General features: G+C 53.9%; 21 protein-coding genes and 1 other annotated feature. Of the genes, 13 read left to right on the forward strand and 8 right to left on the reverse strand.

Features of this window, described 5'->3' with window-relative positions; translation table 11 throughout:
- Window positions 1-8: 8 nt before the first annotated feature.
- Window positions 9-305, reverse strand: a complete 297-nt coding sequence (locus tag GRPL_RS11010) for a YciI family protein (RefSeq protein WP_004863379.1) — start codon at window positions 303-305, stop codon at window positions 9-11.
- A 210-nt stretch (window positions 306-515) separates the two neighbouring features.
- Between GRPL_RS11010 and tonB the strand changes: the two genes are divergently transcribed.
- The gene (gene tonB / locus GRPL_RS11005) at window positions 516-1,259 is read left to right on the forward strand and encodes a TonB system transport protein TonB (protein ID WP_032687126.1); all 744 of its coding nucleotides are present in this window, start codon (window positions 516-518) and stop codon (window positions 1,257-1,259) included.
- Between the two features lie 20 nt (window positions 1,260-1,279).
- Here the strand turns inward: tonB and GRPL_RS11000 are convergent, their stop codons facing one another.
- The 3 genes from GRPL_RS11000 to pfkB all read right to left on the reverse strand — a co-directional run bounded on the left by GRPL_RS11000 (window position 1,280) and on the right by pfkB (window position 3,564).
- The gene (locus GRPL_RS11000; RefSeq protein WP_032687127.1) at window positions 1,280-2,152 is read right to left on the reverse strand and encodes a fructosamine kinase family protein; all 873 of its coding nucleotides are present in this window, start codon (window positions 2,150-2,152) and stop codon (window positions 1,280-1,282) included.
- Window positions 2,153-2,257: 105 nt separating this feature from the next.
- A complete protein-coding gene (ghoS, locus tag GRPL_RS10995) occupies window positions 2,258-2,542 on the reverse strand; it encodes a type V toxin-antitoxin system endoribonuclease antitoxin GhoS (protein WP_004863372.1) in 285 nt (94 codons plus the stop codon).
- A gap of 89 nt (window positions 2,543-2,631) precedes the next feature.
- On the reverse strand, window positions 2,632-3,564 hold the full coding sequence (pfkB, locus tag GRPL_RS10990; RefSeq protein ID WP_032687128.1) for a 6-phosphofructokinase II: 933 nt from the start codon (window positions 3,562-3,564) through the stop codon (window positions 2,632-2,634).
- A gap of 419 nt (window positions 3,565-3,983) precedes the next feature.
- On the opposite strand from pfkB, the gene GRPL_RS10985 reads away from it, so the two are divergent.
- The 10 genes from GRPL_RS10985 (at window position 3,984) to ihfA (ending at window position 12,984) form a co-directional block, all read left to right on the forward strand.
- On the forward strand, window positions 3,984-4,742 hold the full coding sequence (locus GRPL_RS10985; RefSeq protein ID WP_004863367.1) for a DUF481 domain-containing protein: 759 nt from the start codon (window positions 3,984-3,986) through the stop codon (window positions 4,740-4,742).
- A 270-nt stretch (window positions 4,743-5,012) separates the two neighbouring features.
- Window positions 5,013-5,246, forward strand: a complete 234-nt coding sequence (locus tag GRPL_RS10980) for a YdgH/BhsA/McbA family protein (RefSeq protein WP_004863364.1) — start codon at window positions 5,013-5,015, stop codon at window positions 5,244-5,246.
- A gap of 453 nt (window positions 5,247-5,699) precedes the next feature.
- Window positions 5,700-7,628, forward strand: a complete 1,929-nt coding sequence (thrS, locus tag GRPL_RS10975; RefSeq protein ID WP_032697383.1) for a threonine--tRNA ligase — start codon at window positions 5,700-5,702, stop codon at window positions 7,626-7,628.
- A gap of 3 nt (window positions 7,629-7,631) precedes the next feature.
- Window positions 7,632-8,174: a translation initiation factor IF-3 gene (infC, locus tag GRPL_RS10970; RefSeq protein WP_049267827.1), complete on the forward strand. Its 543-nt coding sequence runs from the start codon at window positions 7,632-7,634 to the stop codon at window positions 8,172-8,174.
- Window positions 8,175-8,270: 96 nt separating this feature from the next.
- A complete protein-coding gene (rpmI, locus tag GRPL_RS10965; protein ID WP_001124225.1) occupies window positions 8,271-8,468 on the forward strand; it encodes a 50S ribosomal protein L35 in 198 nt (65 codons plus the stop codon).
- Between the two features lie 51 nt (window positions 8,469-8,519).
- Window positions 8,520-8,876, forward strand: coding sequence for a 50S ribosomal protein L20 (rplT, locus tag GRPL_RS10960; RefSeq protein ID WP_004102963.1), 357 nt, complete (start codon window positions 8,520-8,522; stop codon window positions 8,874-8,876).
- 118 nt (window positions 8,877-8,994) lie between these two features.
- Window positions 8,995-9,120, forward strand: a sequence feature (Phe leader region).
- Window positions 9,000-9,044, forward strand: a complete 45-nt coding sequence (pheM, locus tag GRPL_RS27785; RefSeq protein WP_001386830.1) for a pheST operon leader peptide PheM — start codon at window positions 9,000-9,002, stop codon at window positions 9,042-9,044. It overlaps the preceding feature by 45 nt.
- Window positions 9,121-9,293: 173 nt before the next feature.
- Window positions 9,294-10,277 (forward strand): phenylalanine--tRNA ligase subunit alpha, encoded by a 984-nt coding sequence (gene pheS, locus GRPL_RS10955; RefSeq protein WP_032687130.1) that lies wholly within the window; start codon window positions 9,294-9,296, stop codon window positions 10,275-10,277.
- 15 nt (window positions 10,278-10,292) lie between these two features.
- Window positions 10,293-12,680 carry a phenylalanine--tRNA ligase subunit beta gene (pheT, locus tag GRPL_RS10950; protein WP_032699512.1) on the forward strand — a complete coding sequence of 796 codons (2,388 nt, stop codon included), beginning with the start codon at window positions 10,293-10,295 and terminating at the stop codon, window positions 12,678-12,680.
- Window positions 12,681-12,684: 4 nt separating this feature from the next.
- Entirely contained in the window at window positions 12,685-12,984 is a 300-nt protein-coding gene (gene ihfA / locus GRPL_RS10945; RefSeq protein WP_004102960.1) for an integration host factor subunit alpha, read from the forward strand.
- A gap of 53 nt (window positions 12,985-13,037) precedes the next feature.
- Here the strand turns inward: ihfA and GRPL_RS10940 are convergent, their stop codons facing one another.
- The 3 genes from GRPL_RS10940 to admX are packed head-to-tail and all read right to left on the reverse strand — an operon-like array spanning window position 13,038 to window position 15,606.
- Window positions 13,038-13,391, reverse strand: coding sequence for a RidA family protein (locus tag GRPL_RS10940; RefSeq protein WP_032699514.1), 354 nt, complete (start codon window positions 13,389-13,391; stop codon window positions 13,038-13,040).
- Window positions 13,388-14,668 carry a D-amino acid dehydrogenase gene (locus tag GRPL_RS10935; protein WP_228134580.1) on the reverse strand — a complete coding sequence of 427 codons (1,281 nt, stop codon included), beginning with the start codon at window positions 14,666-14,668 and terminating at the stop codon, window positions 13,388-13,390. Before GRPL_RS10935 ends, GRPL_RS10940 begins: the two co-directional genes overlap by 4 nt.
- Before the next feature lie 14 nt (window positions 14,669-14,682).
- Window positions 14,683-15,606, reverse strand: coding sequence for an HTH-type transcriptional regulator AdmX (gene admX / locus GRPL_RS10930; RefSeq protein ID WP_032687133.1), 924 nt, complete (start codon window positions 15,604-15,606; stop codon window positions 14,683-14,685).
- A gap of 279 nt (window positions 15,607-15,885) precedes the next feature.
- Here admX and GRPL_RS10925 point away from each other — a divergent pair, with 279 nt between their 5' ends.
- Together GRPL_RS10925 and btuC are read left to right on the forward strand one after the other, a co-directional pair.
- Window positions 15,886-17,319: a gluconate:proton symporter gene (locus GRPL_RS10925; RefSeq protein WP_032687134.1), complete on the forward strand. Its 1,434-nt coding sequence runs from the start codon at window positions 15,886-15,888 to the stop codon at window positions 17,317-17,319.
- Window positions 17,320-17,471: 152 nt separating this feature from the next.
- Window positions 17,472-18,458, forward strand: a complete 987-nt coding sequence (gene btuC / locus GRPL_RS10920; protein WP_032699518.1) for a vitamin B12 ABC transporter permease BtuC — start codon at window positions 17,472-17,474, stop codon at window positions 18,456-18,458.
- A gap of 51 nt (window positions 18,459-18,509) precedes the next feature.
- Here btuC and GRPL_RS10915 read toward each other — a convergent pair whose 3' ends face one another.
- A complete protein-coding gene (locus GRPL_RS10915) occupies window positions 18,510-19,310 on the reverse strand; it encodes a MetQ/NlpA family ABC transporter substrate-binding protein (protein WP_032687136.1) in 801 nt (266 codons plus the stop codon).
- Window positions 19,311-19,355 lie beyond the last annotated feature (45 nt).

A 19,355-nucleotide genomic window follows, 5' to 3' on the forward strand; every position in this document is an offset into this window, starting at 1 on the left:
GGACGATCTCAGAATACTTTCTTGTAAGGCTTCACGGAGACGTTCTGATACACGCCAGCCGCGATGTAAGGGTCATCATTTGCCCATGCTTTTGCGACTTCCAGCGATTCAAATTCCGCAATGACCGTTGAGCCCGTAAACCCGGCGGCGCCAGGCTCATTACTGTCGACGGCAGGCATTGGCCCGGCGGTCAACAGGCGACCTTCATCTTGTAACAGCTGCAAACGTGCCAGGTGGGCGGGACGTACCGACAAGCGTTTTTCCAGAGAATCGGCAATGTCTTCAGCGTAGATAACGTAAAGCACGGCAAGGCTCCTTATCAATAAACAGGCGAATCACGTTAAGTGAATCCGTCGTTGACTGCAATGTAAAGATGCGTACCGGCTTAAAATGCCATGCTTCAGAAAATTTTTCCCACAAAACGGGGCAAATTTTGATGCAAGATAACAAGGCTTATTGAATATGATTGCTATTTGCATTTAAAATCGGGGCATCATTTTTCAACAGAAACGACTATGAGCGCAATGACCCTTGATTTACCTCGCCGCTTCCCGTGGCCGACGCTGCTGTCCGTGGCTATCCACGGTGCCGTTGTGGCGGGGTTGCTTTATACCTCGGTACATCAGGTTATTGAACGGCCCTCTCCCTCGCAACCCATCGAAATTACGATGGTTGCGCCGGCAGATCTCGAACCGCCTCAGGCCGCACAGCCGGTAGTGGAACCCGTTGTTGAACCGGAGCCTGAACCGGAAGTCGTGCCGGAACCGGAGCCGCCAAAAGAAGCGCCGGTCGTCATTCACAAGCCCGAACCCAAACCGAAGCCGAAGCCTAAACCGAAGCCGAAGCCGGAGAAGAAGGTTGAGCAGCCGAAGCGTGATGTGAAACCGGCGGAAACGCGCGTGGCTTCACCGTTTGAAACGACCAATACCGCGCCAGCGCGTACGCAGCCGAACGCCGCACCGGCAACGGCGAAACCGACTCTGACCGCGCCGAGCGGCCCGCGAGCGCTAAGCCGCAACCAGCCGGCATACCCGGCACGTGCCCAGGCGTTGCGCATTGAAGGCTCTGTTCGCGTCAAGTTTGATGTCACGCCAGATGGGCGGGTGGATAACGTAGAAATTCTCTCTGCGCAGCCAGCCAACATGTTTGAACGCGATGTGAAAAACGCGCTGCGCAAATGGCGCTATGAAGCGGGCAAACCAGGAACCGGCGTCACCATGACGATCAAATTCCGTCTGAAGGGCGTAGAGATTAGCTGACCGTGTTGTAATCAGGCCCCTTATGGGGCCTTTTCCATTAATACCGCATCCAGCGCTTTCTGTGCCGTCACCAGATGCTGACCGCCGAATAAAATCGCCCGGTTTAACAACGTGTAGAGCTGATAAACCGGCTGACGCTCAAGGAAACCGGAGGGCAGCGGCGATATTGACTGGTAGCCATCGTAGATCTGCGGTGGCTGTTCAGGGTGTAGCGGCAGCATCGCCAGATCGCACTCTCTGTCTCCCCAGTAACAGGCGGGATCGAAGATGTAGGGGCCGTTGGGTCCTAGCGCGCAGTTCCCCGACCACAAATCACCATGTAGCAATGACGGTTGAGGCTGGTGATTGCTCAGACGCTGCTGCACATTATCGACGATGCTGTCGATATCACCGAAGCTGAGCCCTTTTTCGGCAGCCAGCTCCAGCTGCCAGCCGATACGCTGTTCGGCAAAGAAAGTCGACCAGCGGCGTTGCCAGGCGTTGGGCTGCGGGGTGGTGGAAAGGTCGTTATCAAAATCCAGCCCAAACTGCGGCTGATCGCTCCACTGATGCAGATGCGCAATATGCTGACCGAGTAAGAAGGCGTTGTGCGCGTCCAGCGGGCGAGGGGGCAGATATTCCATGACCAGGAAACTGTAGTCGCGATCGCTGCCAACTGCATAAACCTGCGGAACGCTAACGGTTTTACTCCGCGACAGCAGCTCAAGCTGGTCTGCTTCAGCGGTAAAGATAGGCAGAAGCTCGCGCTCATCACATTTAACAAAGTAGTCCCGTCCGCCGAAACGTAAATGCCAGGCCGCATGAATTTCACCGCCGGGCAGTTCGTTGCGAAGTTCGATTTCAGCTGTTTCGGAATGCCAGTCGCTTAACAACGTGCTGATAGCTTGCCACATGCTGTCTCTCCCCTTGTTTTCCACCATTTCATAAGGTTAGCCCATAACCCCGGTGTAAAATTCGAACTGACGCACAACTGGCGCGCTCCGCTGCACGAATCGCACTTATTGAGCTTTCAACCACTCGGCAAATGTGGTGACGGTAACATCAACGGGGCGACCCAGCGCCGTTTCCGCCAATCCGGCGCTAAGCGCTTTGACCTCGTCGGCGCTTTGCGCGGAAATCAGGCCAAAGGTATTCGTACCCAGTTCATGGACCTTGCCGTTTTCGTCATTCAGCACAAGAGTAAATCCTGCGCGGGTGAGATGATTACTTAGCTCGTTAATTTCAGTCAGCGTCTCTTCCTGAAAGTTAACCGTGACGACGCGGGTAACAATTTCTGTGCTCATTTTTCACCCTGTTGTAATCCATGGAATTTTCAGCATAGACCATGATGATGATTTGGCGACTCCCTCTGCGCCAGCAGAGGGAAGGGGAACTAGCGACCGCACAGGTAAGTATAGATTTTGTGCGTGTTTTCCAGCGAGCACAGACGGGTACCCTGGTTAATGGTGGCGGCGCTACCGGCGGCGACGCCGAAGCGGACCATATCCTCCAGACTGGCATCTTCCGCCAGGCGCAGGGTCATTGCGCCGACCATGCTGTCGCCGGCGCCAACGGTACTTTGGCTTTTCATCGGCGGCGGCACGACCTGTACACTGCCGCTGGCATCTACCCCCAGCGCACCCTGTGGGCCGAGTGAGACGACAACCCGGCGGACCTTACCCGAACGAATCAGCTCCTCCGCCGCACGTCGAACGTCATCGGGTTGGCTCAGATCGCGCCCCACCAGGGCACTCAGCTCTTTTTGGTTAGGCTTGACGAGCTCAATATTACCGACATCAAGAGCGGCCGCCAGCGCCTCGCCCGAACTATCAATGATGCAGCGAAGCCCGTGACGCTGCGCGCTTTTGACTAACTGAGTCAGGTTATCAACGCCGATGCCAGGTGGCAGGCTGCCGCTCACCACCAGCAATGAGCCGCTCTCGATTGCCAGAACCTTTTCTTCGAGACGACGGAACTCCTCTTCCGTTAAGGCGGCGCCAGGCATCACGAAGCGGTATTGTTCGCCGCTGGCGCCCACGTGCACATGCAGATTTTGCCGCGTCCAGTCTTGCGCTTCGACAGGCTCAACCGGGACCTGTTCTGCAGTGAGTAGCGCCGTAAGGTGTTCGCCGGTGGCGCCACCGGCCGGGTAGATGGCCGTTGCGTTACCACCGAGAAAGGTGATGGCACGTGCGACGTTGATACCGCCGCCGCCGGGTTCGAAAACCGGTGCGCTGCAGCGGAGTTTTCCTTCAGGATACATTTGCGGTGTCAGCGTTGCGCTGTCGAGTGAGGGAGCCAGCGTTAGCGTATAGATTTTGGTCATCTAATTTCCTCCATGATACGGGTTAAGCTGTTGTGTTTTTAAGCATGGCACTTCTTACCGGGAAGGGGAAGCGATTGCCGGTCGCGATTTGTAAAGCGCTTTTTATTTTTATCTTTATGAAATAAAGATTGTTCTAAGAGCTGTCTTATTCAAAAAATGAAATAGTAATTGATTGCTATGTTAATCGTGCTTTTTTATAATTCTTTGCCTTTCATTGGACCTGCAAGATACAAATATCATTCAAGATGCGTCGAGGCGGCGAGGGAAGCCATCCCACGAAAGCACAGTTCATACTGTGTGGGGGATGTCTTAGTGACGCCAGCAAAGAAGTAGCCTGAAGGATGACGCGTATAGCGATCCTTGCGAAAGTTTCCGGGACCAGCTGGGTCTCTCTTTTTGTTGTACGGACTCTAAATTAAATGAAGCTTTTGAAGACAGTACCCGCAGCGGCTTTGCTGGCGGGGGGGCTCTTTGCGTCTGCGCACGCATTGGCCGATGATTCCGTTTTTACTGTTATGGATGACCCTTCCACTGCCAAAAAACCTTTCGAAGGTGCGGTTAACGCCGGTTATCTGGCGCAGTCCGGAAATACGAAAAGTTCTTCAATGACCGCGGATTCTACGTTGACCTGGTACGGCGATACGACGGCATGGTCGCTGTGGGGTAACGCCAGCAACACATCGTCCAACGATCAGCGCTCCTCCGAAAAATACGCGGTTGGCGGCCGTAGTCGCTACAACCTGACCGACAGCAACTACGTGTTTGGCCAGGCCAGCTGGTTGACTGACCGCTATAATGGCTACCAACAACGCGACGTTTTAACCGCGGGTTATGGTCGCCAGATTCTGAACGGTCCGGTCCACAGCCTGCGCTTTGAATTTGGTCCTGGCGTGCGCTATGACGAGTATACCGATGGCGATAATGATACCCAGCCGCTGGGCTATGCTTCCGGTACCTGGGCCTGGCAGATGACCGATAACACCAAGTTCACCCAAGGGGTGTCGGTGTTTGGTGCCCAGGACACGACGCTGAACTCGGAAAGTGCCCTGAACGTCGCTATCAATGCGCATTTTGCACTGCGGGTTGCCTACAACCTGACCTGGAACTCCGAGCCGCCGTCATCGGCGCCGAATCATACCGATCGCCGCACGACGCTGTCTCTGGGTTATAAGATGTAATTTATTTCAGGCCGGGAAACCGGCCTGATTGTTTTAAAATTCACAACCGCTGGCATTATTATTTTTGGTCTTTTGTTTTGTTTTTTATAAAAAGAAAATAACTCCATAATTTCCTCATAATTCATTTTTTCCTGACAACTCTGCAGATAATTTGACACAAATAGCTAAATATTTAGTCGGACAAAAGTGTGATCGGGATCTATACTGTTGACTATCGACGAAGATGAGATCTTTGCCGGACTACCTTCAGTAAATAAGAGAATCACCATCATGAAAAATAGCAAAATCGCGACTGCGGCTGTGATGCTGTGCACCCTGTCTTTTGGCGTGTTCGCCGCTAACCCGGTCCCGCAGCCAGGCAACACTGACCATACGCAGGTCGGTATTGCCAAAGCTACCGATGTTGAAGCCGGATCAAATATTGCTCCCGGTTCACAATCAACGGGTCACTCTATGGATGATGCATTTAATGTCCATACCCTTGTTGCCGGCGAGTGGTCCTGATTTTCATCTGTAGATAATATGATGACATTTCAGGGGATATAAAGCCGGGTAGAGATGTACCGGTTTATTTCCTGAAGAGTGGTCAAGGCGATTCTTCCACTTTGCTATTTCTTGCCATTACCTGTTGTGGCGCGAGCTGTTTTTCTATTTTCATCCGTCGTCCCGGCATGTTGTTCCTGTGGCTGAATATCCAGCGCATGATTTCTGTTCCCCTTGTTTTATCCCTGACCGCCACCATTTATCTTGTTCTGACTTTTAACACGCACTAATGATGTGTAAACTAAGGGCCGGTGTTATCAACAGGCGGCTGCAGGTGGGAACGGTTCGGTAAACGGTCGTCCTCATATTTCGCAGAGTGAAGCGGGAACTGAGCTATAACTTGTTGATAATTATTATTATATTGTTTTGTATGTGCTCTTTCGTGTGGGGCACCACTGCAAATAAGGACATAAAATGCCTGTAATTACGCTTCCTGATGGCAGTCAACGCCATTTTGACCACGCCGTTAGCCCGCTGGATGTTGCTCTGGATATCGGTCCAGGCCTGGCGAAAGCTACGATCGCTGGACGAGTGAATGGTGAGCTGGTCGACGCCAGCGACCTCATCGAAAACGATGCAACCCTCTCCATCATTACCGCAAAAGATGAAGACGGTCTGGAAATCATTCGTCACTCCTGCGCGCATCTGCTCGGTCATGCGATTAAGCAGCTGTGGCCAAACACCAAGATGGCTATCGGCCCGGTTATCGATAACGGCTTCTATTATGATGTCGATCTCGATCATACGCTGACCCAGGAAGATATCGACGCGCTCGAAAAACGTATGCACGAGCTCGCCGAGAAGAATTATGACGTCATCAAGAAGAAAGTCAGCTGGCACGAAGCGCGTGAAACCTTTGTGAAGCGTGGCGAAACTTATAAAGTTTCCATTCTTGATGAAAATATCGCCCATGATGACAAGCCTGGCTTGTATCATCATGAAGAGTACGTCGACATGTGCCGTGGACCGCACGTGCCGAATATGCGTTTTTGTCATCACTTTAAACTGATGAAAACCGCAGGCGCGTACTGGCGCGGCGACAGCAACAACAAGATGTTGCAGCGTATTTACGGTACCGCATGGGCAGATAAAAAAGCGCTTAACGCGCATCTGCTGCGTCTGGAAGAAGCGTCCAAACGTGACCATCGCAAGATTGGCAAGCAGCTCGACCTGTATCATATGCAGGAAGAAGCGCCGGGTATGGTCTTCTGGCATAACGACGGCTGGACAATCTTCCGCGAGCTGGAAGTGTTTGTGCGCTCCAAGCTGAAAGAGTACCAGTACCAGGAAGTAAAAGGCCCGTTCATGATGGACCGTGTGCTGTGGGAAAAAACCGGGCACTGGGACAACTACAAAGATGCGATGTTCACCACCTCTTCTGAGAACCGTGAATACTGCATCAAGCCGATGAACTGTCCGGGTCACGTGCAGATCTTTAATCAGGGTCTGAAATCGTACCGCGATCTGCCGCTGCGTATGGCGGAATTCGGTAGCTGCCATCGTAACGAGCCTTCGGGCGCGCTGCATGGTCTGATGCGTGTACGTGGCTTCACGCAGGATGATGCCCACATCTTCTGTACTGAAGATCAGGTCCGTGATGAAGTCAACGCCTGTATTCGTATGGTCTACGATATGTACAGCACTTTTGGCTTCGAGAAAATCGTCGTCAAACTCTCAACTCGTCCGGAAAAACGTATCGGAAGCGACGAGACCTGGGATCGTGCTGAGGCGGATCTGGCGGTCGCGCTGGAAGAAAACAATATCCCGTTTGAATATCAACTGGGTGAAGGCGCGTTCTACGGTCCGAAAATTGAATTTACTCTGTATGACTGCCTCGATCGTGCATGGCAGTGCGGTACTGTACAGCTGGACTTCTCTCTGCCGCAGCGTTTAAGCGCCTCTTATGTGGGCGAAAATAACGAGCGTCAGGTACCGGTAATGATTCACCGCGCCATTCTGGGGTCCATGGAGCGCTTCATTGGCATCCTGACCGAAGAGTTTGCCGGCTTCTTCCCAACCTGGCTTGCGCCGGTGCAGGTCGTGGTGATGAATATTACCGATTCTCAGTCTGAATACGTTAACGAATTGACTCGTAAACTACAAAATGCGGGCATTCGGGTAAAAGCGGACTTGAGAAATGAGAAGATTGGCTTTAAAATCCGCGAGCACACTTTACGTCGTGTCCCGTATATGTTGGTCTGTGGCGACAAAGAAGTCGAAGCCGGCAAAGTGGCCGTGCGTACCCGTCGTGGTAAAGACCTCGGCAGCATGGACGTAAATGAAGTGATCGAAAAGCTGCAACAAGAGATTCGCAGCCGCAGTCTTCAACAACTGGAGGAATAAGGTATTAAAGGCGGAAAACGAGTTCAAACGGCGCGTCCGAATCGTATTAATGGCGAAATTCGCGCGCAAGAAGTTCGCTTAACAGGTCTGGAAGGCGAGCAGCTTGGTATTGTGAGTCTGAGAGAAGCTCTGGAAAAAGCTGAAGAAGCCGGAGTAGACTTAGTCGAAATCAGCCCTAACGCCGAGCCGCCGGTTTGTCGTATTATGGATTACGGCAAATTCCTCTATGAAAAGAGCAAGTCTTCTAAGGAACAGAAGAAAAAGCAAAAAGTTATCCAGGTTAAGGAAATCAAATTCCGTCCTGGCACCGATGATGGCGACTACCAGGTAAAACTCCGCAGCCTGGTTCGCTTTCTGGAAGAGGGTGATAAAGCTAAGATCACGCTGCGTTTCCGCGGTCGTGAGATGGCTCACCAGCAGATCGGTATGGAAGTGCTTAACCGCGTCCGTGACGATCTGAGTGAACTGGCAGTGGTCGAATCCTTCCCATCGAAGATCGAAGGCCGCCAGATGATCATGGTGCTCGCTCCTAAGAAGAAACAGTAAGGCCTTCAAGTAGCAACTCCTGTGGAGCCCTCAGGCTTCGCAGGCGTTGTTCGCCTATGTTTCGTTTATTAACAATGCGAAGTGGAAGTTATTAAAATGCCAAAAATTAAGACCGTACGCGGTGCTGCTAAGCGCTTCAAAAAAACCGGTAAAGGTGGTTTTAAGCACAAGCACGCTAACCTGCGTCACATTCTGACTAAAAAAGCTACCAAGCGTAAACGTCACCTGCGTCCGAAAGCCATGGTTTCCAAAGGCGATCTGGGCCTGGTAATCGCGTGCCTGCCGTACGCATAAGTCGTTAACCCTTTTAAACTTTTTAATTAGAATAGATACAGGAGAGCACATATGGCTCGCGTAAAACGTGGTGTAGTTGCCCGTGCACGTCACAAGAAAATTTTGAAACAAGCTAAAGGCTACTACGGTGCGCGTTCTCGCGTATACCGCGTTGCCTTCCAGGCTGTTATCAAAGCTGGTCAGTACGCTTATCGTGACCGTCGTCAGAAAAAGCGTCAGTTCCGTCAACTGTGGATTGCGCGTATCAACGCAGCAGCACGTCAGAACGGTATTTCTTACAGCAAATTCATCAACGGCCTGAAAAAAGCCTCTGTTGAAATCGACCGTAAGATCCTGGCTGACATCGCCGTATTCGACAAATTAGCGTTCACCGCGCTGGTCGAAAAAGCGAAAGCAGCTCTGGCATAAGCCAGTTGAAAGAGGGAGCTTGTCTCCCTCTTTTCGTTTCAACACCATCAATACATTGACTTTTATTGCCGTAAGCTTTTCAATACAGGTCTTACGTTTCGTACCAGACAAGGTAATGCAAGCATGAATGCTGCTATTTTCCGCTTCTTTTTTTACTTTAGCACCTGAACTCAGGAGGCTAGCGCGTGAAAGAAGAAACGGAAAACAGCGCCAGAAAGCCTCCCACTGTGGAGGCTTTTTTCGTATATGAACGTGTTCATTCTATTTCAAGCTGCAGGTGCGTGGGCTGAGCGCGCATTCGGCGACAGCGGTTTTCTGCGCTAAGTGCCATGCGGCCCGGCGCCGCCTGTAACTCGAAATAGTCAGAATAAAATAATGACCATAACCGGTGTCTGCACCGACATAATGAGGAAAACCATGTCACATCTCGCAGAGCTGGTTGCCAGTGCGAAGGCAGCCATTAATGAGGCATCAGATGTTGCCGCGCTGGACAACGTCCGCGTGGAATACCTGGGGAAGAAAGGGCATCTGACCCTTCAGATGACAACCCTGCGTGAACTGCCGCCAGAAGAGCGTCCGGCGGCTGGTGCGGTCATCAACGAAGCGAAAGAGCAGGTCCAGCAGGCGCTTAACGCGCGTAAAGCGGATCTGGAAGGCGCAGCGTTGAATGCGCGTCTGGCCGCAGAGACTATCGATGTCTCTCTGCCGGGTCGCCGTATTGAAAACGGCGGTCTGCATCCGGTGACCCGTACCATCGATCGCATCGAAAACTTCTTCGGCGAGCTTGGCTTCACCGTCGCGACCGGTCCGGAAATCGAAGATGACTACCACAACTTTGATGCGCTGAACATTCCGGGACACCACCCGGCACGTGCCGATCACGATACCTTCTGGTTTGATGCGACGCGTCTGCTGCGTACCCAAACCTCCGGCGTGCAAATTCGCACTATGGAAAACCAGCAGCCGCCGATCCGCATTATTGCGCCGGGCCGCGTTTACCGTAACGACTACGACCAGACCCACACGCCGATGTTCCACCAGATGGAAGGTCTGATTGTTGATACCAATATCAACTTCACCAACCTGAAAGGGACGCTGCACGACTTCCTGAATAACTTCTTTGAGGAAGACCTGCAGATTCGTTTCCGTCCATCCTACTTCCCGTTTACCGAACCGTCCGCGGAAGTTGACGTGATGGGTAAAAACGGCAAGTGGCTGGAAGTGCTGGGCTGCGGGATGGTGCATCCGAACGTGCTGCGTAATGTTGGCATCGATCCGGAAGTCTACTCCGGTTTTGCCTTCGGCATGGGGATGGAGCGTCTGACGATGCTGCGCTACGGCGTGACCGATTTACGTGCGTTCTTCGAAAACGATTTGCGTTTCCTCAAACAGTTTAAATAAGGGCAGGACAGAATAATGAAATTCAGTGAACTGTGGTTACGCGAGTGGGTTAACCCGGCGATCGACAGCGAAGCGCTGGCTAACCAGATCACCATGGCGGGTCTCGAAGTGGACGGCGTTGAGCCGGTTGCCGGTAGCTTCAACGGCGTGGTTGTGGGAGAAGTGGTTGAGTGCGGTCAGCACCCGAATGCCGACAAACTGCGCGTCACGAAAGTCAATGTCGGCGGCGAACGTCTGCTGGACATCGTCTGCGGGGCGCCAAACTGCCGTCAGGGGCTGAAAGTTGCCGTAGCAACCATCGGCGCCGTGCTGCCTGGCGACTTCAAAATTAAGGCCGCGAAGCTGCGCGGTGAGCCTTCCGAAGGGATGCTGTGCTCGTTTTCTGAGCTGGGCGTGTCCGACGATCATAGCGGAATTATCGAACTGCCGGCGGATGCGCCGATTGGCACCGATATTCGTCAATATCTGCAGCTGGACGATAACACTATCGAAATCAGCGTCACGCCGAACCGCGCGGACTGCTTAGGTATCATCGGTGTCGCCCGCGACGTGGCCGTTCTGAATAAAGAACCGCTGAACGCACCGGAGATTACCCCCGTTGCCGCCACCATTACCGATACGCTACCGATTGCCGTTGAAGCGCCGGACGCCTGTCCTCGCTATCTGGGCCGCGTGGTGAAAGGTATCAATGTTAAAGCGCCAACGCCGCTGTGGATGAAAGAGAAACTGCGTCGCTGCGGGATTCGCTCCATCGACGCGGTGGTTGACGTCACCAACTATGTGCTGCTCGAGCTGGGTCAGCCGATGCATGCGTTCGATTGCGACCGCATCGACGGTGGGATCGTGGTCCGTATGGCGAAAGAGGGTGAGAAACTGGTTCTGCTGGACGGCACCGAAGCCAAACTGGATACCGATACCCTGGTTATTGCCGACCATCACAAAGCGCTGGCTATGGGCGGCATCTTTGGCGGTGAACACTCTGGCGTCAATGACGAAACGCAGAACGTGCTGCTGGAATGCGCCTTCTTCAGCCCGCTGGCCATCACCGGCCGCGCGCGTCGTCACGGTCTGCACACCGATGCCTCACATCGCTATGAGCGCGGCGTGGATTCAGCGCTGCAGTATAAAGCGATGGAACGTGCAACCCGCCTGCTGATCGATATCTGCGGCGGCGAAGCGGGTCCGGTTATCGATGCGACCCACGAAGCTGCGCTGCCGAAGGCGGCGACCATTACCCTGCGTCGTAGCAAACTGGATCGCCTGATCGGCCATCATATTGATGATGCTCAGGTCAGCGATATTCTGACGCGCCTGGGCTGCGAAGTGACCGCGGGCAACGATGAGTGGCAGGCGGTTGCCCCGAGCTGGCGTTTCGATATTGCCATCGAAGAAGATCTGGTCGAAGAAGTGGCCCGCGTGTATGGCTATAACAACATTCCCGATCGTCCGGTGCAGGCGGGGCTGATTATGGGCACCCACCGCGAAGCTAATCTGTCGCTGAAACGTGTAAAAACGCTGCTTAACGACAAAGGCTACCAGGAAGTGATCACCTACAGCTTTGTTGACCCGAAAGTGCAGCAGCTGATTCACCCGGGTGAAGAAGCCCTGATTCTGCCGAGTCCTATCTCCAGCGAAATGTCGGCAATGCGTCTGTCGCTGCTGACCGGCCTGCTGGGTACGGTGGTGTATAACCAGAACCGTCAGCAGAGCCGCGTGCGTATTTTTGAAAGCGGTTTGCGCTTTGTTCCGGATACCCAGGCTCCGCTGGGGATTCGTCAGGACGTGATGCTGGCCGGTGTGATTTGTGGCAACCGCTACGAAGAGCACTGGAATCTGGCAAAAGAGACCGTTGATTTCTACGATCTGAAAGGCGATCTGGAGTCCATTCTCGACCTGACCGGTAAATTAGCGGATATCGAATTCCGCGCAGAAGCGAACAGCGCACTGCATCCGGGGCAGTCGGCCGCGATTTATCTGAAAGGTGAACGTATTGGTTTCATTGGGGTTGTTCATCCTGAACTGGAACGTAAACTGGATCTGAACGGCCGGACTTTAGCGTTCGAACTGGAGTGGAACAAGCTTGCAGACCGCGTGGTGCCTCAGGCGCGCGAGATTTCTCGTTTCCCGGCGAACCGTCGTGATATCGCCGTTGTCGTCGCGGAAAACGTACCTGCAGCCGATGTTTTGACAGAGTGTAAGAAAGTTGGCGTAAATCAGGTAGTTGGCGTAAACTTATTTGACGTGTACCGTGGTAAAGGGGTAGCGGAAGGCAGTAAGAGCCTTGCGATTAGCCTCATCCTGCAGGATACCAGCCGTACACTCGAAGAAGAGGAGATTGCCGCTACCGTTGCCAGATGTGTAGAGGCATTAAAAGAGCGATTCCAGGCATCATTGAGGGATTGAACCTATGGCGCTTACAAAAGCTGAAATGTCAGAATATCTGTTTGATAAGCTTGGGCTTAGCAAGCGGGATGCCAAAGAGCTGGTAGAGTTGTTTTTCGAAGAGGTGCGTCGTGCTCTGGAAAACGGAGAACAGGTAAAACTCTCCGGGTTCGGCAACTTCGATTTGCGGGATAAAAACCAACGCCCGGGTCGTAACCCGAAAACGGGGGAAGATATTCCCATTACAGCCCGGCGTGTGGTGACCTTCAGACCCGGTCAGAAACTTAAAAGCCGTGTCGAAAACGCTTCGCCCAGAGACAAATAATCTGAACTAACTAAAAAGGCCGCTGATGCGGCCTTTTTCTTTTGTGGCGTAAATCAACTTCTTACGGCCGTAACCATCACCTCGACGAGGATATCAGGGCGTGCCATTTCCGCCTGGACAGCCGCGCGTGCCGGGCTGTGACCTTCCGGCATCCAGGCGACCCAGACCTCATTAAACCCGGCAAAATCACGCGCCATCGTCTTCAGCCACACCTGGGCAGACAGAATATGACGATTATCACTGCCTGCTTCGGCCAGCAGCGCGTCAATTTTCGCTAAAACCTCCCGGGTTTGCTGGCGGATATCGTCATCGCTGCTGACCGGGGTTTGCCCTGATAAAAAGATCAGATCGCCGTACCCGACGCTGGCGGAAAGGCGGGGCTGCGAATGATGGCGTTCTATTTTCATGCTGTGTGTTCCCATGTCAGACCTTCTAAAGAAATGGCGGGACCAGCGCCGTTGAGTAGCGCGCCGAGAACCACCGCGCTGCCGGCGGCCAGAGTAAAGCCAAGGCTACCCTGACCGAGGTTCATCCACAGGTTCTGATACCCGGCACGACCAAGCAGAGGGGGCCCCGCGGGGGTTGAAGGGCGCATACCGCACCAGGCCTCTGCATCTTCAACCCCCTGTAACTCAGGGAAGCTGCGGGTCACGATCTTTTTTAGCGCCTGGATACGCTCGGGGCGCAGTTGATCGCCGTCGTAGCCAATATCGACCATGGCGGCAATGCGCAGCCGATCGCCCAGCCGGGCATAGACCACTTTATGGCCGTAATCCGTTACGCTGATATCAGGGGCAATCCCGGGCGTTGTGGGGTAGGGGAGCGTCAGGCTGTAGCCTTTCAGAGCGCACAGCGGCACGCGAATACCGGTCCCGGCCAGCAGGGGGCCGCTGCCGTTTCCTGCCGCCACGATGTACTCATCGCCGACTATCGTTCCCTGACGGGTATCGACAGAATCAATGCGGGCGCCTTTTTTATTCAGGCGCAGCACCTCACAATGGCTGGTCAGAGTAAAGCTGGCGCTGGCATGCAGTTTCTCCAGCAGCGCCTGACAGAATTTTTGACAGTCGGCGGTCTCATCGCCGGGTGAATAAATACCGCCCTGCAGCGAAGGGCGAATATATTTCAGCGCCGGTTCAAGCTGAATACAGTCGTCGGCATTCAACGCTTGCTGGTATTGCGGGCTAATGCCTTTGGCGGCTTTATTAAAATCATATGCCCGACGGTGAACGATCAATTTCCCGGAACGCCGCCAGTGAAAGTCGTGCAGATTATCCGCCGTCAGCCACTCCTGCATCACCTGACGGCTGAGCAGCGACAAGCGCAATATATGATCGCCGTTGAGCTTATTCGTCTGGCTATTACAGGCGCGGAGAAACTGCAGCAGCCAGCGCCATTGCCCCGGCGACATTTTCAAACGCATATTGAGCGGCGAGTCGGCTTTACCCATCCATTTCATCCCCTGCAGGGGAACGCCACGATCGGCCAGGGGAGCCACATACCGGTAGCTAAGCTGCCCGCCGTTAGCAAAGCTGGTTGCCTGACCTGGCTTCGCCTGACGCTCCAGCAACTGCACCTGATGACCGCTCTTGATTAACTCATAAGCCGTTGCTAGCCCGATAACACCGCCGCCGATAATGACAATGCGCTTTTTCATAACCTGATAAACCCACCGCTGATAAATGCATGGGCTTTATGTCAAAGCATTTGCCTCTGCGGCGCAATTGACTTTTTATGTTCAGGGTATAACTCCAGGTTAATCTCCTGCAGCTGCTGGCGGAGCCGGATGCAGAGAAAATCGACAAACTTCTGGCTGATCGGGCTGAGTGAAACATCTGCCCGACGCAGTAAACACAGGGTGATCATCATCGGCGGCGCGATCGGATGAATCATCGCCGGCGCCAGGTTATGCCGGGCGGAAAAAATATCGGTAATGCTGCATCCCATGCCGCGCTTCACAAACTCGGTGGCCATGTAGTAGGTCTGCACGTTCAGACGGGTCGTCGAAAAATCACGGCGGGTCGCAATGGCCGCGGAGAGAGAGTGCGGTCCGGGCGAGATCCACCGCTGCTGGTCAATCTCCTCAATCACCACCTCTCCCTGACGATAGTCGCGGTCAATGTACACCAGCGGGACCTCAGCGATGGCGGTGCTGGTGATCTCCCCTTGCTGGACGGGCTGCAGCGTCAGGGCTAGGTCTATCTCGCGCAGATCCAATTTTTTGACCAATGTCTCAGTGTGTTCGGTGGTGAGTGTCATCACCAGATTGGCATTTTGTTGGTAGAAATCAGTGACCAGTTCCGGGACCAGACTCAACCCAAGGCTCGGCAGACAGCCGAGGCTAATTTTGGCTCTGGGATCGCGGGCCAGGTTATCGGCGAGCAGGCGCAGGTTATCGAGATCATGATAAATATTCTGAGCTTTTTCAAACAGCATCAGCGCTTCGCTACTGGGCAGCAGCTTGCCGCGTACCCGCTGAAAAAGTTTAAAACCCAGCTTCTGCTCGGCGTTTTTAAGCGCTTTGCTGGCGGCGGGTTGAGAGATGTTGAGCGATTCTGCTGCTCGGGAAAGCGTGCCGCAAGTCATCACGGCGTGGAAGATTTCCAGGTGACGCAGTTTCATGAGGAGTTAACTCAGGGTTATAGAGGCCAGATAAAAAGTCATTTTCTAATAACATTAACTTAACATAAATTTAATCCGCAATCAGCGAGCTGTTGACTTATTGAGCTGACTGCGCCGCCTTCAGGCGGATAATCCGATTCTCAGAACAATACCTGTTGTCCCTACATACACCCTCAGGCAACGAAGCCAACAAATTATAACGAGGGGGGATATTTTCTGAGCAGGCCCGAATACACCGCGCCCTAATAGCGGCCGGTTTTATTGGCATCAAGGAGTTATATGAGTGACTCAACGCTCTCTGGCAACCCGCTAACCAGACAGAATATCACCAGAAAAAATATTATTATTGGCCTGTTATTAGGGCTGTTTTTAGTGACGGCATTCTGGTGCCATGGACGGCCCGCCGCCGAACTCGGCTTGCTGAGTTTTACACCGCTTGTCGCCCTCGCCATCCTCTCGCTCGTCGGGGTAGATATTGTGCTGGCGGTGATCTCATCCATTATTATTGCGATGATTATGACCTCGACCGGCTTGCCTGAAATGGGAACGATGCTGGCAAAATCGACCGGTTCTTTCATTGCCACCGTCGGGTTAATCATTATGCTCGGTGCCGGTGTCGGAGAAGTGGCAACCCGTACCGGCGCTGCGGTGGAACTGGTGAAATTTGTGGTTCATCGTATCGGGCTGTCGAGTCAGACCCGGGTTAAACTGGGTATTGTCATTTCGTCGATTCTAATCTGCGGCGCCCTGGGGACCATGGCCGGGGGAAATGCGATCATCGTGGCGGTGATTATTCCGGTTGCCGCGGCGGTCAGGCTGACGCCGCCGACGGTGGCGGCGCTGATGATGACCGCCGGCTCCATCGGGCTTTTTACCGGACCGTTTACGCCGAGTACCGTGACGATTCTCAAGCTCGGCGGCCTCAGCTATCCGGACTATTTACTGTATGTCGGGTTGCCAATGAGTGCGGTGACTTTGCTGGCCGGCTGGCTGATGGCGGGGCGCATTCAGAAGATGACCGAAGGGAAGCTGCGGTATGAGGTCGACCTGGCTGAAAAAACGCAGGAACAAGCGAGTGCCGCCGTTTCAAAGCGCAGAAAGCTCAGCGCGCTGGCGTTTGCGGCAACGATTATCGTGATGGCGGTGGTGGGCGTGGTGATAAAAGCCGGCTTTAGCTTCGCGATTATTGTGATGCTGCTGGTGGCGTTGATCACCGGGCTGGTCGGCGGCCTGCGGCCTACGCAGATTTTGCAGGCGCTGTATCACGGCTGCGGCCGTCTGGTGTGGATGTTTATCCTCTACTGGCTCTATAACCCGATTCTTGAACTGATGGATGGGCTCCATGCCTATCAGGGGCTGCTGGATTACACCCAGCCGCTGCTGGAGGGGATCTCCCCGGCCTGGCTGTGCTTTTGTATTTTCGCCTTCAATATCATTGGCCATGTGCCCGGCGCGGCGGTAGCGCAGATGACCTTTACCCACAAGATTTTTGGCCCGATGCTGATGGCCGCTGGCGTCCCGCCGCAGGGAACCACTGCGGTGCTGCTGGCCTCATCGCAGGTGGACTGGTTTGGCCCGTTCCCCTCTTCGGATATGTTTGGGCAGATGGGGCTGGCGCAGTCGACCCATCTCAAATACATGCTCTATAACGGCTGGGCTATCGTGATTGCTAACATTATTCTCTTCGCTCTGCTGTTTCAGGTGCTGGTGTAAGAGGCCATTCTGCTCAGTGCGGCGGGGCCGATGTCTCGCCGTGATGGTCAGTGGATCATCCGGTTATCTCTTCCTCTGCGGGAGGTTTTGCTTTTCTCACCTCTGTCGCCACCGTAAAATCAACGGCATCTCTTTCTGGCAATACGGAAATTATGCTGACCTTTGCCCAAACTCAACAGCGCCGCAGCCGGCGCTGGCTTATTGCACTACTGCTGCTGCTTCTCGGCATGATGACCGTCAGTCTCTGCGCCGGAGACCAGTGGATTGGTCCGCAGGAGTGGTTCAGCGCCAAAGGGCAGCTGTTTATCTGGCAGATTCGTCTGCCGCGTACGTTGGCCGTTCTGCTGGTCGGCGCTGCGCTGGCACTCTCCGGGGCGATCATGCAGGCATTATTCGAAAACCCGCTGGCGGAACCGGGGCTGCTGGGTGTCTCCAACGGTGCTGGCGTGGGATTAATTGCCGCGGTGCTGCTGGGCAAAGGCTATCTGCCGGGGTGGGCGCTGGGGCTGTGCGCGATTGCCGGCGCGCTGGTGATTACTTTTATTCTGCTGCGTTTTGCCCGGCGGCATCTGTCAACCAGCCGTCTGCTGCTGGCGGGCGTCGCGCTCGGCATTATCTGTAGCGCGTTGATGACCTGGGCGGTCTATTTCTCCACCTCTTTCGATTTGCGTCAGCTCATGTACTGGATGATGGGCGGGTTTGGCGGCGTGGACTGGCAGCAGCTGTGGCTGATACTGGCGCTGTTGCCGGTGCTTATCTGGGCGTGTCTGCAATCACAGCCGCTGAATCTCCTGGCGCTGGGGGAAGTGTCCGCTCGTCAGCTGGGACTGCCTCTCTGGCTCTGGCGCAGGCTGCTGGTCGTGGCGACAGGCTGGCTGGTTGGCGTGAGCGTGGCGCTGGCAGGGGCAATTGGATTTATTGGGTTGGTGATACCGCATATTCTGCGCTTATGCGGCTTGAGCGATCATCGGGTGCTGCTTCCGGCCTGTGTGCTTGCCGGCGCCAGTTCGCTGCTCGGCGCCGATATCATTGCCCGCCTGGCGCTGTCGGCGGCGGAATTACCGATCGGCGTGGTCACCGCGACGCTGGGAGCGCCGGTCTTCATCTGGCTACTGCTGAAATCCGCGCATTCGCAATAAGCGGTGGACTGGCGCAGCCATTATCGCTGCGCCAGGGAGGGGAGCTGGGGTTTACCAGCCTTTGATCGCATCGCCTTTGTATACTTCCATGGCTTTATCTGCGACCTCTTTGGTCTGGAAGGCTTCTTTCAGCTGCTGAATCTTTTTACTGTCTTTATTCTCTTCACGTGAAACGATGGCATTCACATACGGAGAGTCCGGTCCTTCCATAAATAAACCATCGCGGGCCGCGGAGAGACCTGCCTGCGCGGAGAAGTTGGTGTTAATAATCGACAGCGCGACGTTCGGATCGTCGAGGGTACGGGTCAGCTGCGGCGTATCGACTTCAACAATTTTCAAATGTTTCGGGTTGTCGATAATATCCAGCGATGTCGGCAAATAGCCCACGCCCTCTTTCAGTTTGATTAAGCCCTGCGCCTGCAGCAGGAGCAGGCTGCGGCCTAAGGTCGTGGTTTCGTTAGAGATAGATACCGTTGCGCCGTCCGGCAGCTCGTTGATATGTTTAATTTTGCGTGAATAAGCGGCAATCGGGAAGACAAACGTTTTGCCAACGATGGCAAATTTGTAGCCGCGCTCTTTCGACTGTGCCTCAAGATAGGGCAGCGTCTGGAAGGCATTAGCATCGACGTCTTTATTATTTAACGCTTCATTGGGCAGCACGTAATCATTGAAAGAGATAACCTCGACGTCGAGGTGATATTTATCCTTCGCCACCTGCTCAACCACTTTCCAGATGGCTTCATCCGGACCGGTGTTAATCGCCACCTTAACTTTGTTGTTATCGTCTGGAGAGCAGGCCGATAACAACACTACCGATGTGGCGATTAACACCGAGCTTAACAACTTTTTCATCTATAAAACTCTCTCAAAATTAGTCCATAACAAAAGGCTATTACA

It is taken from the genome of Klebsiella planticola ATCC 33531, from assembly GCF_000735435.1.
Taxonomy (GTDB): domain Bacteria; phylum Pseudomonadota; class Gammaproteobacteria; order Enterobacterales; family Enterobacteriaceae; genus Klebsiella; species Klebsiella planticola.

Coding starts and splice junctions, on each gene's coding strand:
- GRPL_RS10925 (WP_032687134.1), top strand. CDS start 15,886: ATGAGTGACTCAACGCTCTCTGGCAACCCGCTAACCAGACAGAATATC.
- GRPL_RS10940 (WP_032699514.1), bottom strand. CDS start 13,391: ATGAAAATAGAACGCCATCATTCGCAGCCCCGCCTTTCCGCCAGCGTC.
- ihfA (WP_004102960.1), top strand. CDS start 12,685: ATGGCGCTTACAAAAGCTGAAATGTCAGAATATCTGTTTGATAAGCTT.
- rpmI (WP_001124225.1), top strand. CDS start 8,271: ATGCCAAAAATTAAGACCGTACGCGGTGCTGCTAAGCGCTTCAAAAAA.
- btuC (WP_032699518.1), top strand. CDS start 17,472: ATGCTGACCTTTGCCCAAACTCAACAGCGCCGCAGCCGGCGCTGGCTT.
- tonB (WP_032687126.1), top strand. CDS start 516: ATGAGCGCAATGACCCTTGATTTACCTCGCCGCTTCCCGTGGCCGACG.
- admX (WP_032687133.1), bottom strand. CDS start 15,606: ATGAAACTGCGTCACCTGGAAATCTTCCACGCCGTGATGACTTGCGGC.
- rplT (WP_004102963.1), top strand. CDS start 8,520: ATGGCTCGCGTAAAACGTGGTGTAGTTGCCCGTGCACGTCACAAGAAA.
- ghoS (WP_004863372.1), bottom strand. CDS start 2,542: ATGAGCACAGAAATTGTTACCCGCGTCGTCACGGTTAACTTTCAGGAA.
- pheT (WP_032699512.1), top strand. CDS start 10,293: ATGAAATTCAGTGAACTGTGGTTACGCGAGTGGGTTAACCCGGCGATC.
- pheS (WP_032687130.1), top strand. CDS start 9,294: ATGTCACATCTCGCAGAGCTGGTTGCCAGTGCGAAGGCAGCCATTAAT.
- GRPL_RS10980 (WP_004863364.1), top strand. CDS start 5,013: ATGAAAAATAGCAAAATCGCGACTGCGGCTGTGATGCTGTGCACCCTG.
- thrS (WP_032697383.1), top strand. CDS start 5,700: ATGCCTGTAATTACGCTTCCTGATGGCAGTCAACGCCATTTTGACCAC.
- GRPL_RS11000 (WP_032687127.1), bottom strand. CDS start 2,152: ATGTGGCAAGCTATCAGCACGTTGTTAAGCGACTGGCATTCCGAAACA.
- GRPL_RS10985 (WP_004863367.1), top strand. CDS start 3,984: ATGAAGCTTTTGAAGACAGTACCCGCAGCGGCTTTGCTGGCGGGGGGG.
- GRPL_RS10915 (WP_032687136.1), bottom strand. CDS start 19,310: ATGAAAAAGTTGTTAAGCTCGGTGTTAATCGCCACATCGGTAGTGTTG.
- pfkB (WP_032687128.1), bottom strand. CDS start 3,564: ATGACCAAAATCTATACGCTAACGCTGGCTCCCTCACTCGACAGCGCA.